Annotated in this window: 12 protein-coding genes; 4 read left to right on the top strand and 8 right to left on the bottom strand. The window is 63.5% G+C overall.

Going from position 1 to position 16869, the window contains the following annotated elements:
* Window positions 1-24 precede the first annotated feature (24 nt).
* The 7 genes from ACQ4V8_RS11945 to ACQ4V8_RS11975 all read right to left on the bottom strand — a co-directional run bounded on the left by ACQ4V8_RS11945 (window position 25) and on the right by ACQ4V8_RS11975 (window position 10871).
* Window positions 25-2256: a hybrid sensor histidine kinase/response regulator gene (locus tag ACQ4V8_RS11945; protein WP_436571521.1), complete on the bottom strand. Its 2232-nt coding sequence runs from the start codon at window positions 2254-2256 to the stop codon at window positions 25-27.
* Window positions 2253-2615, bottom strand: coding sequence for an Hpt domain-containing protein (locus ACQ4V8_RS11950; RefSeq protein WP_010398544.1), 363 nt, complete (start codon window positions 2613-2615; stop codon window positions 2253-2255). The genes ACQ4V8_RS11945 and ACQ4V8_RS11950 overlap by 4 nt, the downstream gene beginning before the upstream one ends.
* A gap of 38 nt (window positions 2616-2653) precedes the next feature.
* Window positions 2654-3280, bottom strand: coding sequence for a response regulator (locus tag ACQ4V8_RS11955; protein WP_010398542.1), 627 nt, complete (start codon window positions 3278-3280; stop codon window positions 2654-2656).
* A gap of 73 nt (window positions 3281-3353) precedes the next feature.
* Window positions 3354-4268, bottom strand: coding sequence for an HDOD domain-containing protein (locus ACQ4V8_RS11960; RefSeq protein WP_436571522.1), 915 nt, complete (start codon window positions 4266-4268; stop codon window positions 3354-3356).
* Window positions 4265-4918: an Hpt domain-containing protein gene (locus ACQ4V8_RS11965; protein ID WP_142303390.1), complete on the bottom strand. Its 654-nt coding sequence runs from the start codon at window positions 4916-4918 to the stop codon at window positions 4265-4267. The genes ACQ4V8_RS11960 and ACQ4V8_RS11965 overlap by 4 nt, the downstream gene beginning before the upstream one ends.
* 93 nt (window positions 4919-5011) lie before the next feature.
* Window positions 5012-6742, bottom strand: a complete 1731-nt coding sequence (locus ACQ4V8_RS11970; RefSeq protein WP_436571523.1) for a methyl-accepting chemotaxis protein — start codon at window positions 6740-6742, stop codon at window positions 5012-5014.
* A gap of 526 nt (window positions 6743-7268) precedes the next feature.
* A complete protein-coding gene (locus ACQ4V8_RS11975; RefSeq protein ID WP_436571524.1) occupies window positions 7269-10871 on the bottom strand; it encodes a DUF748 domain-containing protein in 3603 nt (1200 codons plus the stop codon).
* A 288-nt stretch (window positions 10872-11159) separates the two neighbouring features.
* On the opposite strand from ACQ4V8_RS11975, the gene ACQ4V8_RS11980 reads away from it, so the two are divergent.
* Together ACQ4V8_RS11980 and ACQ4V8_RS11985 are read left to right on the top strand one after the other, a co-directional pair.
* The gene (locus ACQ4V8_RS11980) at window positions 11160-11570 is read left to right on the top strand and encodes a DUF2946 domain-containing protein (RefSeq protein ID WP_070347296.1); all 411 of its coding nucleotides are present in this window, start codon (window positions 11160-11162) and stop codon (window positions 11568-11570) included.
* An 89-nt stretch (window positions 11571-11659) separates the two neighbouring features.
* A complete protein-coding gene (locus ACQ4V8_RS11985; RefSeq protein ID WP_436571525.1) occupies window positions 11660-13756 on the top strand; it encodes a TonB-dependent receptor in 2097 nt (698 codons plus the stop codon).
* A 233-nt stretch (window positions 13757-13989) separates the two neighbouring features.
* Here ACQ4V8_RS11985 and ACQ4V8_RS11990 read toward each other — a convergent pair whose 3' ends face one another.
* Complete coding sequence (locus tag ACQ4V8_RS11990) at window positions 13990-14178, bottom strand: hypothetical protein (RefSeq protein ID WP_142303389.1); 189 nt, start codon at window positions 14176-14178, stop codon at window positions 13990-13992.
* A gap of 258 nt (window positions 14179-14436) precedes the next feature.
* Between ACQ4V8_RS11990 and dsdA the strand changes: the two genes are divergently transcribed.
* A complete protein-coding gene (gene dsdA, locus ACQ4V8_RS11995) occupies window positions 14437-15756 on the top strand; it encodes a D-serine ammonia-lyase (RefSeq protein WP_436571526.1) in 1320 nt (439 codons plus the stop codon).
* A gap of 160 nt (window positions 15757-15916) precedes the next feature.
* The gene (locus ACQ4V8_RS12000) at window positions 15917-16729 is read left to right on the top strand and encodes a ferritin-like domain-containing protein (protein ID WP_436571527.1); all 813 of its coding nucleotides are present in this window, start codon (window positions 15917-15919) and stop codon (window positions 16727-16729) included.
* Window positions 16730-16869 lie beyond the last annotated feature (140 nt).

Here is a 16869-nt window from a genome sequence, read left to right on the forward strand (position 1 = left end):
TCATCGAATAAATAGATTTTTATGTCAACAGTGTTGTATCCAGCGCTCCACCATCGCGCGCAGCTGGGCGGCCGTAAAGGGCTTGGACAGGTAATCGTCCATGCCGGCCGCCACGCAGCGCTGCCGGTCGTCCTCGGTAACGCCAGCCGTCAGTGCGATCACGGGCAGGCGCGCCGTGCCGCTGGCCGCTTCGCGGGCGCGCAAGGCTAGGCAAGCCTGGTAGCCATCCATGACGGGCATCATGCAGTCCATCAGGACCAGATCATATTGCTGCTCGGCCAGGGCTTGCAGGCCCAGTGCGCCATTCTCCGCCGTGTCGATGTGGTAGCCACGGGCGGCCAATTGCAGGCACACCAACTGGCGGTTCAGGGCCGTATCCTCGACCAGCAGGATGCGCGCACCCGGCTCCGGTCCCGGCCCTGGTGTCGGCCCCAGTCCTTGCTCCGATGCGGGTGCTGGCAGGGCAGGTACTGCCGCTGGCGTGGGGACGCCCGGCGTCTGCAGCGCCTGGCAAGGAATGCGCACGGTGAAGCGGGAACCGGCGCCGGGCTCGCTGCGGCAGGAAATCTCGCCGCCCAGCAGCGCCACCAGGTGTTTGCAGATGCTCAGGCCCAGTCCCGTGCCGCCATAGGCGCCGCTGATGCTGTCGTCGGCCTGGCCAAACGGCGCGAAGATACGGCTTAGCTGCTGCCCGCTCATACCGATGCCCTGGTCGTTGACGCTGGCGACGAGGCAGGCGCTGGCGCCGTCCGGCGTTGCCGCCTCCAGGCGCAGGTGCACTGTCACGCTGCCCGACGGTGTAAATTTGATGGCATTACTGAGCAGATTGCCAAGGATTTGCGCGATGCGTGTACGGTCCGAGCAAATTCGCTGTGGCACGCTGTTGTCGATATCACTGACAAGTTGCAGCTTCTTCCTGTCTGCTTGCGGGCACTGCAGCGCCAGCACCTCATCGAGCAGCTGCTGCGGGTTGAAATCGCTTAGCGCGATATCTATCTGGCCTGCCTCCACCTTGGACAGGTCGACGATATCGTCGAGGACGCGCTTCAGGTGTTGTACGCCATCGCCGATGCGCTGCGCATATTGCTGTTGCGACGCGTCGAGTTCAGTTCCCTGCAGCATTTCGGTCATGCCGGCGATACCGACCATCGGTAAGTGGATCTCGTGACGCATGATGGCCAGGAAGCGCGACTTGGCCGCATTGGCCGCTTCCGCGCGCGCTTGCAGCGCCAGCGCCCCGGCCGCGTCGCGCTCCTGGCGCCGCAACAGGGCCATGATCAGCGCGATGGCCAGCGCCAGCACGAGCAGGCTGATGAGCGCCGCGCTGCCCATGGTGCGCAGCATGCGCCGCCAGCCCGCCAGGTAGACATCGTCCGTAATGGTCACGTTGATGGCCAGCGGATAGTCGCGCACCAGCCGCACGCCGGCCAGGCGGTCGACCGTGCGTCCCTGTTCGGCCGCGCGCGGCCGCTCCACCTGCAGCACGCCATGCGTCTTGCCCTGTTCCAGCAAAAGATAGGTGCTGCCCGTCAGGTTGCGCTTGCCCATCATGGCGGGCACGGCTGGCCAGCGCGCCAGCAGCGTGTAGTCGCTGCGGTACAGGGAAAAGGCCGTGTGTTCGCCGATGCTGCTGTTCTGGAAGAATTTACTGAAGAAGTCGCATGACAGCCCCACCAGCACTATGCCCAGGAAGCGGCCGTCCGGAGCGCTGATACGCCGGCTGATGTAAAAGGTCCAGGCGCCGTTGCCCTTGTTTTGCACCGGCGCGCTGACATGCATGCCGCCGTTCGGGTTGCGCCGGTGATACTCGAAGTAATCGCGTTCATCAAGGCGCAAGGGCGGCGCGGGAAAGGCGCGGCTGAAAGCGAGCACGCTGGCATCGCTGCCAACGATGGACACGACATCCACTTGCGGTACGCCACCGATCTTGTGCCGCAGCATCTGGTGCATGGCCTCGGTGCTGGCCACGGCGGCTAGCGCGCGCGCGTCTGCGGGCGTGGCGGCCCCGATGTCGTTACTCACGCTGTCGAGCACCAGGCTGGCCGCCGTCATGCTTTGCGCCGTGTTCTCGGCTAGCAGTAGCGACAGGTTGGACAGGTCCTGTTTCCAGTCATCGACCGCTTCGCGTTGCAGCAGCACGCCGGAAACGACGATGAGCAGCGCCAGCAGGCACACCAGCACCAAGCCCACCACGGCTGCCGTGGTGCGCGGCCGATAGCGGTGCGCCAGGCATAGTATGCCCTGGCGTGCGTTCATGCCTGCGCGCCCGTATATTCGCACATGCTGCGGCGTACCTCTTGCTCCACTGCGCCGACCAGCGCTGCCGTTTCGGCCAGCCAGCCGGCTGCCGCTACGCCCTGGTGGCGTACCAGATATTCCAGCTCTGCCAGGCGCGCCGTCAAGGCGTGGGCGCCGAGCAAGACCACGGTGCCGCGCAAGGTATGGCAACTATGCACGATGGCCTGCGCCGTACCGCTGTGCACGGCTTTTTCTACGCTCGCATACATGGCCGGCGCCGTATCGAGGTAGGTCTGGGACAGGGCGCGGAACATTTCCAGGTCATGGCAAGCGGCCTTGAACAGCACGGCTGGGTCGATGTGGCGATAGGCTTGCATGGGGGGGGGCTCCAGGGCGAAGGAACAGCGGTGGCGGGCTAGACGGCCAGGCTGTTGCGCCGCGCATGGCCGGCGCAGCAGGCGCGCAGATAGCCACGCAGCTCGTCGTAATTGACGGGTTTGGCAAAGAACACCACGCCTGGCGGCACGCCACCGCGTTCTTCCAGTTCCTCTGGCGTCAGGCTCGACAGCATGGCGATATGCATGTCTGCCAGTAGCGGGTCGGCCAGAATGGTACGGATGACCTCGTAGCCATCGATGCCCTCCATGATGATGTCGGCCAACAGGATGTCGGGTTGGTCGCGGGCGATTTCCATCAGGGCCTGGTAGCCGTTCTCACAAAAGCGCAAGCTTGCCTGCAAGCCCCATGAACCGATCTGCTTTTCATACAGCGCGCGCTCGATCGGATTGTCTTCGATCACCAGGATGGACGGCGGGCGTCCCGATGCCGCGGCGCGGCTGGCGCGCGCCATGCGCTGATCCTGGCCTTGCTGGCCGGGATTACCCTTGTAGGCCTCGACCGCTGCGAGGGGAATGCGCCGGTGGCCACCCTTGGTCTTCCAGGCTTCGATAACGCCTGCTTCGACCAGTTGCTGCACCGATGTGACTGAGATGCCGAGGATCTCGGCAGCCTTTTGGGTAGTGCATACGTCTGCAGTGTGCATGATGGATTTTATGCTCGGGATGAAGGTGGGTGGAATGATACGCAATTAGGCTAAAAAAATCAATTTTAACAAATTAGATAAATTCACTAAAAACCTGCCGTGCAGCTGGCCGGGCTCTGGTGCGCGGGCGGCAAAGGGCATGATTGGTGGGCGCTTCCATGATCTCGCGCCATTCGCTCCATTCCGCACTGCTGTGGCGCAGCAAGGTTTCCATGTGCGCCGCATCCAGACCCAGTACCCGCGCGGCGGCCAGGGCTGGCTCGCGCTCGCCCATGCCATTGCGCAGTATCAGCTGGGCGAAACTGCTGGCCAGCTTCAGCAGCCAGGCCAACTCTGTGATGCGCCCGGCCTGCCCGCAGCCGGGCGGCGCGGCATGGCAGCGCACGGCGTTGCACAGCATGTCCGGCATGCCCCAGTGCTGCATCAGGCTGGCTGACAGCGCCGAATGATGGCGGTCGAAGCGCCGCGATTCTTCGCACAGCATTAGTGCCTTGGCGGCGCTGCCGTGCTGGCCCGGCCGCTGTGCGTACACTTGCCGATGCCGCATGGCCAGCTCCAGTTGGCCGATATTGGCCAACAAGGCGCATGTATAGAGCTCTTTGGCCGGCGCCAGTTGCAGCGCATCGCCGAGCACGCGGGCGGCGCAAGCCATGGCCAGTGAGTACGAGCAGAATTGTTGTTCGTCGAAGTGCGCATGGGTACCCGTTGGCAGGGCCGGGACGGCGAATGCCTGGCGCAGGGCGGGCAGGCCGATGGCGGCCAGCATCGCGGCATCGATAGCCGCATGCTTGCGTTCACCGGGTGACACGGCGGCATTCGCCAGGCCGATGACCCTGCCTGTCAGCGCAGGATCGCAGCCCAGTTGTTCGGCCAGCGCATCGAACCGCACCTGCTGCTGGCATAGCGTCGCCAGCCAGTAGCGGCGCCAGGCCGACGAGGGCAGGACAGCGCCGCCAAGCCGGCTCGCCAGATCAATGTGCGCATTCATGGCCGGTGCCGAAAGTCGTCGCAGTCATGCGCCAGCGCGGTGGCCGTTTGCAGGGCTGTGACCGCTTGCGACAGCGCCTCGAGCGCCTTCAGCAGGCGCGCATGCAAGTGGCGCAGCGCGCCGATATCGTTGGAAAAGCCTGCATGCACGGCCTGGCGCGCCAGGGCCTGCAGTGGCAGCAGTCCGATGGCGGCGCTACTGTCGACAATTTCCTGTGCCAGCATGCGCGCCGGGGCGGGGCGTTCGCAACGCAGTGCATGGGCGATACCGGCCAGGCGGTCGCGCGTTTCGGCCATGAACAGGGCCAGAATCTCACCTTGCAGGCGCCGGTCGCAACCGAACATGGCGTCCAGATGGGCCAGTTGGAACGGCGGTTGGTCCAGCGGCTCCGATTCTGGCGGCGCTGCTGTGCCTGGCGCCTTGGCCGGCAAGGTAGCCCGGCGCTTAGGCAGTTGCTGATGCAGATCGGCAACTCTTGCACTGGCGGCCGGTGCGCGGGCAGCCGGCTGCCAGCGCAGGCGGTGCCAGAGCAGACGATGCCAGAGCAGGGCGGCCAGCAGCAACAGCAGGCCTGCCAGGGCCAGTGATGGCCCCACCAGCGAGACGTTGTCGCAACGAAGGCCGGGATGGACGGCCAGCAAGGCGTTCATGGCCATGCCTGCGTGCAATGAGCGTGATTGAAAACGTATGTCATGATAATGCTCCAGAACGATCGATGCCGCTGATACAGCGTGGTGCTTGGTTCAGAATTGTTCCCAGTCGCCGCCGTCGGCATTGGTGCTCGGTTTGCTGCGGGAATGGTTAGTGGCGGTAGTCGTGGCAGCGGCAGTGGCAGACGCGTGCTGGGCGACCAGTTTGGGCGGCGCCGCCTTGCGCGCTGCAGGCTGCGGGGCCGTTGCCGCCTGGCGCGCCGGCGTCTTCTGTGGTGCCGCGCCGACCTGATCATGATCGAGCTTGAAGGCGCCGACCACGCCGGCCAGGGTGCCCGCCTGCTCCTGCAACGATTGCGATGCCGCCGCCGCTTCTTCCACCAGCGCCGCATTCTGCTGCGTGACTTCATCCATCTGCGTGATGGCGCGGTTGATTTCGTCGATGCCGGTGCTTTGCTCCGCGCTGGCGGCCGAAATTTCACTGACGATGTCGGTCACGTTGCGCACCGTGTCGACCACTTCCTGCATGGCCGCACCGGCCTGCTGAACCAGCTTGCCACCTTGTCCCACCTGCTCCACGGAATCGCTGATGAGCGTCTTGATTTCCTTGGCGGCCGCCGCCGAACGGTGCGCCAGGTTACGCACTTCGCTTGCCACGACGGCAAAGCCGCGTCCTTGTTCCCCGGCGCGCGCCGCTTCCACGGCCGCATTCAAGGCCAGGATGTTGGTCTGGAAGGCGATGCCGTCGATGACGCTGATGATGTCGGCGATCTTGTTCGATGAGTTGTCGATCGCTTCCATGGTGCGGATGACGTCACCCACCACCTCGCCGCCGCGCACCGCCTTTTCCGAGGCGCTGACGGCCATTTGCTTGGCTTGGCGCGCATTGTCCGAGTTTTGCCGCACGGTGGCCGTCAATTCCTCCATGGCCGAGGCGGTTTCTTCCAGCGAGCCCGCTTGCTGTTCCGTGCGTGCCGACAGGTCCAGGTTGCCCGCCGCGATCTCGCTCGAAGCCGTATTGATGGTCTCCGTACCGGAGCGCACTTCGGAGACGATGCGCACCAGGCTCTGGTTCATGTCGGCCATGGCGGTCATTAACTGGCCCACCTCGTCGTTCGAGCTGGCGCTGATGCGCACGCTAAGGTCGCCAGCGGCGATGGTGCGGGCTGCACCGACGGCGCTATTGAGCGCGGCGACGATGCGCCGCGCCAGCAGCAAGCCCATGCCGGCCACCAGGGCCGTCACGGCCAGGGCCAGGCTGATCGACATCCAGCGCGCGCTGGCAGCAGTGGCGGCGGCATCGACCGAGCCCATATTGCCCAGTTTTTCGTTGTAGCGTTGGTGGGCGTCGAGGGCTTCGACCAGTTCCTTGATGAGGGGCTGGTTCTGCAGCAGCAAGTCGCGCCCCGCGTCAGTGTTGCCCGCCTTCGACAGGGCCATGACCTTGTCGCGCAGGCCGTCGTAGCGCAGCAGGATGGCGCGCTCCGCGGCCAGCAGCGCCTTGTCTTGCTCGTCGGAAATATTCTCTTTCTCATATTTGTCCAAAGCCTGGCCGACTGCCGCATGCGCTTCCTTGATGCCCGCTTCCAGTTTGTCGCGTGCGGCACCATCCTTGCTGGCCAGATGTTGCCAGACGGCCGTGCGCATCTGTGCGAAAGGGACGAAGATCTGGTTCAAGGTCAGCAAGCTGGGAACGGTGTTGACCGTGGCATAGTTGGCCGCCGTGTAGACGCGCCCCATTTGATAGATGCTGAAGCCTGCCAGCGCGGCAAGTCCAAGGATGACGCAGACAATCAAGGCATACAGGCGTTTGGCGATGGTCATGATGGGTGGCGCTCCACGTGTAGGTTGAAAATCAAGAAAATCGGTTTCCAGGCTTATCAATTTTCATTTTACGGCAAAAATTCAATTTATTCGAGAAATTTGTTATTCGCATTACTTATTTTGTGTGTCGACATTGACGGGTGAGGGGCGCGATGCAGGGAGTATCGGTTGTGACGAAAAACCAACATCGCGTAGCCATCTTTGATGGGCCAAGCGCTTGCCGGCGCAGCACCTCGCGACTGGCGCCCGTCATCGACCGGCGCAGCAAAACACCGTGCCCACTGCCGAGGCGAAAGTTCGCACGGGCATGGGCACAGCAAAGGCAATGCAATGGGAGTGGACTTGCCGCCGCAGACGGGCGTGCCGTTTGCCGTGGAAAGCTAGTCTTGCAGGCTGGCGCCGGGCTGGTCAAGCCCGGCGCCAGCCTGCGGCGACGGTGTCAGATTATCGGCGCGCAGACACTGTCTTGCGCTGTCTTGCGGAAGGTTGCGCCAGGTTGCGCTAGCTTGCGGCATATTAAGGCTTTTTACTGTGCCGCCAAGCCCAGCGTCAGTTGCACCAGCTTGCCTGTTGCCGCCGGCGTTTTTTCCGGCGCGCCTGCGCTCAGCCTGGCTGCCGGCGTACCGTCTTGCTGCAAGGCGGCCAAGATCGCCGCGCTGCGCTGCGCGCCCAGTATCGCCAAGGCGTCGGCAGGCAGCGGCTGACTCGCTTCCAGTTGCTCGCGCAGGCCGTGGTAGAACGCGCCTGTATCGGCCACTTGCGGCTCACCCTCGATCAGCTTGCCCAGGCGTTGCAGAACGGCGATGTTGGCCTTTGCCGCAGTGCTCGATGCGCTCGCTGATGCGCTGGCCGAGGCGCCGACTGTGGCACTGGCCGATGCGGCTGCGGCCACCACCACAGTGGCAGCGGCCTGCGCCGCCTTCTTTTGCTGCTCCAGCGCAGCCTTGCCGAAGCGCTCGCCGTATAGCTCGCGCAGGGCGCTGCGTATCTTGCGTTCGCCCAAGTCCAGCGGACCCGCTGCTTCGTCCGCTTCTTCACCCGTTTTCAGCTTGATGCCGGCCTTGGTGATGACGCTGCGGCGCACCGCCTGGGCCCGCAGCGCGCTGGCATCGGTGTCGCTGTACTGGCCCGGCACGGCGAGCTTGAGCTGTTCGCGCTTGGCCAGGACGTGCGCCACCTGTTTGAGTTTTTCGCGCTCGGGCGGCAGCAGTACGGCGCTGCCTGCATCGAATTCGATGGCATCGAGCTTGTCGGCGCTGATGCCTAGCATGCTGCCCAGCGCGCGCAACGGTGCCGTGACGATTTTCGTTAGCACATTGCCCACGGCTTTCCAGACCAAGGCACCATAGCTAAATTGCGGGTTATTCATATCGCCCGACACAGGCAAGCCCAGTTCGATACGCCCGTCGCTATCCTTGAGGATGGCCAGCGCCAGTGTCAGCGGCAGCTTGAGGGCATCCGGGCCGTCGATGCGTTCGCCCAGGGTCAGCTTGTCGAGCACGATCTGGTTGCTGCCGTCGAGCTGGCGATTGCGCACCTTGTATTGCAAATCGAGCGACATCTTGCCTTCTGCCACTTTGTAGCCAGCGAACTTCACCGTGTACGGCGAGGCGGCGACCATATCGACGTTCTTGAAGAGCACGTTCAAGTCCGTGTTGTCGGTCGGCGCGAACGGGTTCAGCTGGCCGCGCACGCGGGCCATGCCGAATTCGTCGATGCGGCCATCGAGTTCGATCTGGCTGCGTGCATCGGCTTGCGTCGACAGGCCCGTGACGAAGCCATTCAATGCATAAATCTTGGCCGCGAACTGGGGCCGCAAGCTCAGGTCTGCAAAGTCCAGCTTGGCATTTTCCAGGCGCACGCGGCGCACGCGCACGGGGAAGGCGGCGTCGGCGGCCGGCGTGGCGCTGGCAAGTGGGACCGTCGCCATTGTCGATGTTGGCGCCGGGACCGGGGCCGGGGCCGGGACCGGGGCCTTGATCAGCAGGCGCTGCGCGTTCAGGCTGCGGTCGTTTTCGATGATCAGCTGGGCGTTCGGCTCGACCACGCGCAGTTCGGGGATATCGACAAAATCGGGACCCACGCTGGCCGTCAGCTTGTCGGCGCGCACGCTTTTCCATGAGGCGAAGCGCTTGCCATCGGTTTCATTGAGTACCAGGCCGGCGATATCGACGCCGCCCACATACTGGACCTTGGGCGCTTTTACTGCGCCGCCGCCCATCGTCAGGCGGCCGTTGCCCGATAGCGAGCCACCGGCCAGCGTCAGTTTCACGTGCTGCGCCAGCAGCGCTTGCAGGGGGAGCAAGGTCAGCTGTTGCAGATGCAGTTGCGCATCGACGGCGCCCGAGCCTGGCACGAACTTGCCCTTGGCTGTGAGCAAGCCGCCTTCGCGCAAGCCCACGCCAAGCTCGAACGGCAGCGCCTGCTGCATATCGCTGCTGACGTTGCGCAGAGACAGGCGGGCATCTTGCAAGTTGCCCTTGATGCCAGTGCCCGCGTCATCGAAACGGGCGCCGAACTTGCTCAGTTCTACCTGGTCTACCTTGGCGGACCACGGCGCGGCTGGCGCTGCCTTGCTTGTGATAGTTGCGGCAGAGGTAAATGCGGGCAGTTTTTGCGCAATCGCGAACTCTCCCTGGCCGTTGCGCGTCAGATCGATTTGCGCGCCGCTGGCCGTCAGCGCGCCCAGGTCGATGGTGCGCGCCGCCACATCGATTTTGCCTTGCGTAAAGCCGAAGCGGGCCAGCTTGAACGGCGTTTGCGCGCCGCGCTGCATGGCCAGGTCGGCCAGGCTAAAATTGACGCCATCGACAATGATGCTGTTTCCCGCCTGTCCTTGCTGCATCGCCAATTGCAGCTGCAGTTGCAATTGTTTCGCGCTCAGTTGCAGCGCCGGCGTGACGCTTTCATCGATGGCGGACACGTCCACGTTGGCCAGTGCCAGCTGTTTCAAGTCCACCGTCCACTTGCCAGCTGTGATTGGCGCCGCCGGCGCGCCGGCTGACGCTGCCGGTGTTGCCGATGTTGCCGATCGGTGATGGTCAGGCAGCATCAGGTTTGCCAGGTCGATCTGGCCCTTGGCATCGCGGCGCACGGCCATCTTGCCGCCGTACAGATTGATTTTATCGACGCTGACGCTGTGGCGTGCCAGGTCGGCGTTGACGCCGGCGATGCCTAAAGTATGTAGCGACGTGAATGCTGCGCCTTTGCCGTCGCGCGCTAACGCCAGGTCGCGCAAAGCCAGGCCAGCGCCTTTGACAGTCGCTTCGAGCTTGCCTTCGGCATAAGAAAAAGCGTAGGGCAGGCGCGCCGACAGCTTGCCGCTGACGACGCTGGCGCGCGTATAAGCTTTCAAATACGCGGCCAAGCCGGGCAGGGAGGCGTCGTTCAGTATCAGTTCGCCTTCGCCACGGATCGGGCTGAGCGAGGCCGTGCCGCGCCAATGCAGCTTGCCGCCACGCGCCGCGTCGGCACTGAGGCTGTAGTTGCCGTTGGTGTCGGGCAGGGTGGAGATATTGTCGAGCGTAAAGTTGATCGGCGCGAAGTTGTCCGCATAGCCGGCTTTCTGGTCTTGCCAGTCCACTTTGCCTTGTTCCAGCGCAAAGTGGGCGATGACGAGGCGCGGCATGGCGCCGTCGCTCTTGTCCGGGTGGCGGCGTTGCCAGGTGGCCAGCAGTTCGGCCAGGTTGAACTTGCCATCGGGCGTGATGGTCAGCTGCGCTTGCGGCGCCGTAATGCGGATTTCCGCCAGGCTCCAGGCGCGGCGCACGATGGATTTCCATTCCAGCTGGACGGCCAGCGCGCCGATCGACAGCAGCGGCGTGCCGTGCGTGTCGCTCGATCCGCTCAAGCCGCTCTTGGCAATCACGCCGGGCGCTTGCGTCAAGGTAATCCGCTGCGCTTCCAGGCGCAAGGTGAACGGGTTGAAACCTACGTCGCCGATACTGGCCCGGTGCGCGAGTTCTTTCTCGGCCAATTTGGGCAGCTGGTTTTTGATGACGTAGGGTAGCAGCCAGAAGCCGGCCGCGCTGTAGGCGGCCAGGGCGCAACCCGCGCCTAAGGCCCAGCGCTGCCAGCGTTTCCAGCGAAATGTTTTCGTCTGCACGCTTTTATTGTCGATTGTGTTCACGAACTGACCTTTTAGTATCTTCTTTTAGTATCTTGTTAGGCGGCATATCTGCGCGCCGTGGCCGTCAGTATGCCTTTTTGCGGCCTCGTTTGCAAAATGAAAACGTATTCATGTGATAACAGCTGCCCTCGATAACTGTTGCTGCCGACGCCGCCGATGTGGCGCTGACGCGTCGATACCGTGCGTCCGATGCGCCGCGCGCCATCAAGCTGTCGAAGAAGGCGGATTTGTCGTGGCGGCTTGACCTGCGCGCTGGGCTCACGGTGCTTGCCCTGATACTATGTTGCCATGTTCATCAGCAAAGGCAAAGCTAGTATCGTCCTGTGGATCGCGTGTATCGCCATCTTCTTAGCTACGCTCGCCCCTACGGTGTCTCGCGCGCTGACGCTCGCCAGCGGCCTGGCCTTGCCCAGCCTGGAAATTTGCTCGGTGGCGGGCGGCCTGCGCCTGCAAGCTATGCCCATGCCCATGGGCGACGGCACGCAAGAATCTTCCGCGCCCGAAAAATCAGCGATGCGCATGGCCGACTGCCCCTGCTGCAGCATGCATGCTGACACCTTGTCGATGCCGCCGAGCTCCCTGGTGCGCGTTTCCGGCGAACTCATCACGGGCTTGTTGCCCGAGCTATTCTATCAATCCGCCACGCCTCTGTTCGGCTGGACGCCCGTCCAGCCGCGTGGCCCGCCCGCCGCTTTCTGATCTGTCCTTTTTCCTGAACTGCCTTGCGCCGCGTGCGTCGTGCGCTTGCGCCAGTTCGCTTCACCTCTACAGAATCTGAAAGCAGCAGCATGAAACATATACCGTTATTGATTTCCCTCGCCATCGCCATGCCCGCCATGCCCGCCATGGCGCAAACCCGCAGTGACGCAGAGACCATCGTCTTGCCTGAAATGAAAGTCATCGTTGCTGGCGTCAAGGAAGGCTATCGCCCCGTCGCCGACACGGCGCTGCTGCTCTCCAGCACGCCCGGCTACAGCGTGGCGGCAGGCGGCGGCGTGTCCGGCTTGCCAATGGTGAATGGCTTTGCCGATGACCGCATCAAGATCCGTATCGATGGCATGGAGCTGACGTCGGCCTGCGCCAATCACATGAATGCGCCGCTGTCCTACATCGATCCGCAACAAGTGCAGCGCATACGCCTGATCGCTGGCGTGACGCCCGTTAGCGTCGGTGGCGACAGCATCGCCGGCAGTATCGAGGTGCAATCGAACGCGCCCGTGTTCGCCCAGCCGGGCGCAGGGCTCTTGACGCAAGGCAGTTTTGCCGTGTCGGGCCGCAGCGTCAACAATAGCGTGGCCACTAGCGTGCAAGCCACAGCAGCCAGCGACAGCCTGAGCGTCGGCTACAGCGGCGCCTATACACGCGGCCATAGCTATGACGATGGGCACGGCAACAAGGTGCTGGGCAGCATGTATGAAAGCATCAACCAGGCCATGGTACTGGCGGCAAAAGGTCAGGGCCAGCAGCTGACCCTGCGCGCCGGCGTGCAGCACATTCCCTACCAGGGCTTTCCCAACCAGTATATGGACATGACGGACAACCACGGCCAGTTCGCCAATCTCGCTTACCAGGGCACATTTGCCTGGGGCGTGTTCGATGCGCGCGCCTATTGGCAGCAGACCGAACATGCAATGGGCTTTTTCTCGGCCGAGCGCAAGGGCACGATGCCGATGCTGACGCATGGCCGCAACACCGGCTATGCACTGATGGCTAGCGTGCCGACCGCTGCCGGTGATTTGCGCCTGGGGCAGGAGTGGCATGGCTTTCGCCTCGACGATTACTGGCCGGCCGTGCCCGGTTCGATGATGATGGGGCCGCGCACCTACCTGAACATCAACGATGGCAAGCGCGACCGCACCGTGCTGTTTGCTGAACTGGAAACGCGCCATGCTGCGCGCTGGACGAGTGTGTTGGGCTTGCGCGGCGAGTCCGTGCGCATGGACACGGGCGAGGTGCAAGCGTATGGCACCAATATGATGAACATGCCCGACCTGATGGCCGCCAAGGCCTTCAATGCGCGCAGCCGCAGCCAGCGCGATACGAACATCGATGCCATGGCGCAAGCCACCTTCACGCCGGACGCGGCCAGCGACTATGCATTCGCGCTGGCGCGCAAGGTGCGCTCGCCTAATCTGTACGAGCGCTACTCATGGGGCCGCGGCTCCATGGCCATGACCATGACCAACTGGTTTGGCGACGGCAACGGCTACGTGGGCAATATCGACCTCAAAGCCGAAACGGCCCATACGGCGGCCTTCACGGCCGACTGGCATGGCGGCGGCGAAGAGGGCTGGTTCCTGCGCGTGAACCCGTATTACAGCAAGGTCGACAATTACATTGACGTCGATGTGCTGGCGTCTTTTCATCCGTATATGAAAATGGGTGCGAATGGCAACTTGCTGCGCTTTGCCAACCATGATGCCAAGCTGTATGGCGCCAATATGGCGTGGCAGTTGCCGCTAGCGAGCAGCGCGCGCCGGGGGCGCATCGTGGCCTCGGGCAATGCCGCCTGGACGCGGGGCAAGCGCAGCGATGGCGGCGACCTGTACCGCATGATGCCGTTCAATGCCTTGCTGGCCGTCGAGCATACGCTGGGCGCCTGGAGCAGTCGCATCGAAACGAAGATGGTTGCCCGCAAGGACAAGGTCGATGCGCGTCGCTTTGAGCCCGCGACGGGCGGCTATGCCCTCGTCAATCTGCGCAGCAGCGTAGCGCTGGGCAAGATGGCCAGCCTGAGCGCCGGCGTCAGCAATCTGTTCAACCGCGCCTACGCGGACCCGCTGGGGGGCGTGTATCTGTCGGGTCTGAAGGCGAACGGCGGCGTGCTGCAAGCCTTGCCGGCCGAGGGCCGGTCGATTGATCTTGGGCTGCAACTGAAGTTCTAAGGGCCTAATCAGCGGGCGCCTTCCTGCAGCCGCTGCGGAAGGCGTCCGCCTCAGGTTTCGTCGCAAAGACAAAGCAGGGGCAGATGTGCGTGACTAAGTGCGCATGGCCTCAAGTGCGGCAACGCTGCCAGCAACGTGCCTGGCAACCCACCCGGCGTGTCTTGAATAATGGCAGCGCGTGCGTGCGGTGTCGATTATCGAGCGCCAGCGTCGAGTAAGCCGCCGCAGCGCCATCAATTTTCGCCTGCGTTCTTTTTGCGCCGTGATCCTGTCAGCACCCGCAGCGCAGTGGCGATCGGTACTTTGTTCTTGGCCAGATAGGCGGCAGCCGTGGCGGTATCGAGCATTTCCTGAAAAATAACGCCCACCTCGACCTTTTGGGCCGTCAAATCGTCTTGCCTTGCGCAGTCGAGGATGTCCATATTCGCAGCATTGGTTTTCTCATTTTTGGAACGCATTTTTACCTCGGTAGAAAAGAGAAAAAAATGTCTCCTTATTTTTGCCTTAAAGATAACTTATTTTTGTGACTTTGTGGAAATTTTTCTTTAATTGATAGTGCATTCAATAATTAAATTTAGCTATTGGCAGGCGCTTCCGGCTCCCCATTGTCTGATTAACCATCGTTTGCCAGCGGCACCCGGATGCGGTTTAATCATGGCTTGTTTCTACACGAGGTTGTCATGCTGCCTATTCCCGCCATCGCCGCGCTGTGCGAAAAGTTTCCCCTTGTGACAGCATTGATGGCCTTGCAGCCCTTGAGCTGGTTCAATCCTGGCATCGCGCCGGCGGCCGAGGCCTTGTGCGACGTGGGCTTGACGGCCGCTGACGTGGCTGACGCCAGCGCGCGCCTGGCGCGCTTCGCGCCCTACCTGGCCAAGGCATTCCCGGAAACGCAGGCCAGCGGCGGCGTCATCGAGTCGCCCGTCGTGCCGTTGCCCGCCATGCAGGCGGCGCTGGGCATGCCGAGCGGTCAGTTATGGCTCAAGCAGGATAGCCATTTGCCTATTTCTGGCTCGATCAAGGCGCGCGGCGGTATCTATGAAGTGCTGAAACACGCGGAAATGCTGGCGCTGGACGCCGGTTTATTGAAAGAGGACGATGACTACAGCCTGCTCGCCAGCGACGCCGTGCGGGCGTTTTTCGGCCAGTATGCAATTGCCGTCGGCTCGACGGGCAATTTGGGCTTGTCGATCGGCATCATGAGCGCGCGCCTGGGCTTTCGCGCTACGGTGCATATGTCGGCTGACGCGCGGCAATGGAAAAAGGATCAATTGCGCAGCCACGGCGTCACCGTCGTCGAATACGCGACCGACTACAGCGTGGCCGTGGCAGCGGGGCGCAGGCAGGCGCAGAACGACTCCAGCTGCCACTTCGTCGACGATGAGAACTCGCACGATTTATTTCTCGGCTACGCGGTGGCGGGCCAGCGCCTGCAAGCGCAGTTCGCCGCAAACGGCGTCATAGTCGATGCGCAGCATCCCCTGTTCGTGTACTTGCCGTGCGGCGTCGGTGGCGGTCCCGGCGGCGTGGCCTTTGGCTTGAAACTGGCCTTTGGCGATGCTGTGCACTGCGTGTTTGTCGAGCCGACCCACTCGCCGTGCATGCTGCTGGGCGTGTACACGGGCTTGCATGAAGGCATCAGCGTGCAGGAAATCGGCATCGACAACCTGACGGCTGCCGATGGCCTGGCCGTGGGACGCGCGTCCGGTTTCGTTGGGCGGGCCATGCAGCGCTTGATCGACGGCTACGCTACCGTCACGGATGACGAGCTGTACCGTTTGCTGGCGACGCTTGCGCAAACGCAAGGCTTGCGCCTGGAACCGTCCGCCGTGGCCGGTTTCGCGGGGATCGAGCCCGTGCTGGCCGCGCCGCAATACCAGCAGCACGGCGATACTGCCACGCATCTGGTGTGGGGCACGGGCGGCGGCATGGTGCCGGAGCAAGAAATGGCGGCCTATGTGGCGCATGGCCGCGCCTTGCTGGCGGCCGTCGCCGGTTGATGCCGGCCTGGCCCGCCTGCGCGCCTGGTGCAGTATGGGCGCTGCTGCGGCGGCATCGGCTGGACCGGCAAGTGCCTGCAGCACTGGCTGGTGGGGCAGGCACTTGCTACACTGCAGGCCTCATTGTTTATGCGCAGTTGACGCGCACGAAGGAATTCCCATGCAGCCACCCCCACTGAACCCGACACCGCCACCGGAATTGCGCGCCACTGCGCTCGCTTGCCTGCTCGAACCGGACCCGGCGACGAAGGTGGCGATGGTGGCGGCCATGGCCGAAGCGCAGCTGGCGCTCGATGCGCAAGCGTCATTGGTGCCCGGCGGCGCCGTGCCGGGCCGTCCCGAGCGCCCGGAACTGGTGCCGCCGCGCCTGGTCGGGCGGCGCTCGATGATCACGCCGGAAGGGCGCGCCATGCTGGTGCACGCGCTTGCGCATATTGAATTCAATGCCATGAACCTGGCGCTCGACGCCCTGTGGCGCTTCCCGGACTTGCCCTTTGACTACTATACGGACTGGCTGCGCGTGGCCAAGGAAGAAGCGACGCACTTTGCCATGCTGCAGGCGCATCTGCAGGTGCTCGGCCATACTTATGGCGACTTCCCCGGCCACGACAGTCTGTGGGAAATGGTCGACAAGACGCGCGCCGACGTGCTGGCGCGCATGGCGCTGGTGCCGCGCACCCTGGAAGCGCGTGGCCTGGACGCGATTCCGCCGCTGCGCGCCAAGCTGGCGCAGGCCGGAGACATGGCCGCCGCCGCCATTCTCGACATCATCTTGCGCGATGAAGTGGGGCATGTGGAAATCGGCAACCGCTGGTACGGCTACCTGTGCGAGCAGCGTGGCCTGGAATTGCGCGCCACCTACGCCGCGCTGGCGCTGCGCTACGAAGCGCCCACCCTGCGCGGCCCGTTCAACCTGGAAGCGCGGCGCCGGGCCGGCTTTTCGGAGCTGGAATTGTCCGACTTGTCTGCCTGAGGCCAGCGTGCAAGCGACGCCGGGCAGGCTGCAGGTAAAGGCCCTGCAGGTCCCTTTCCTGACGTTGCTGCGGCCGGCGCTGCCAGCATTGTCAGCATTGTCCTACCCATCTTGTCGAAACTGTCTGATTGTATGCCCTG

Origin of the sequence: Janthinobacterium paucivorans, from assembly GCF_051380805.1 — a bacterium.
Taxonomy (GTDB): domain Bacteria; phylum Pseudomonadota; class Gammaproteobacteria; order Burkholderiales; family Burkholderiaceae_D; genus Janthinobacterium; species Janthinobacterium lividum_D.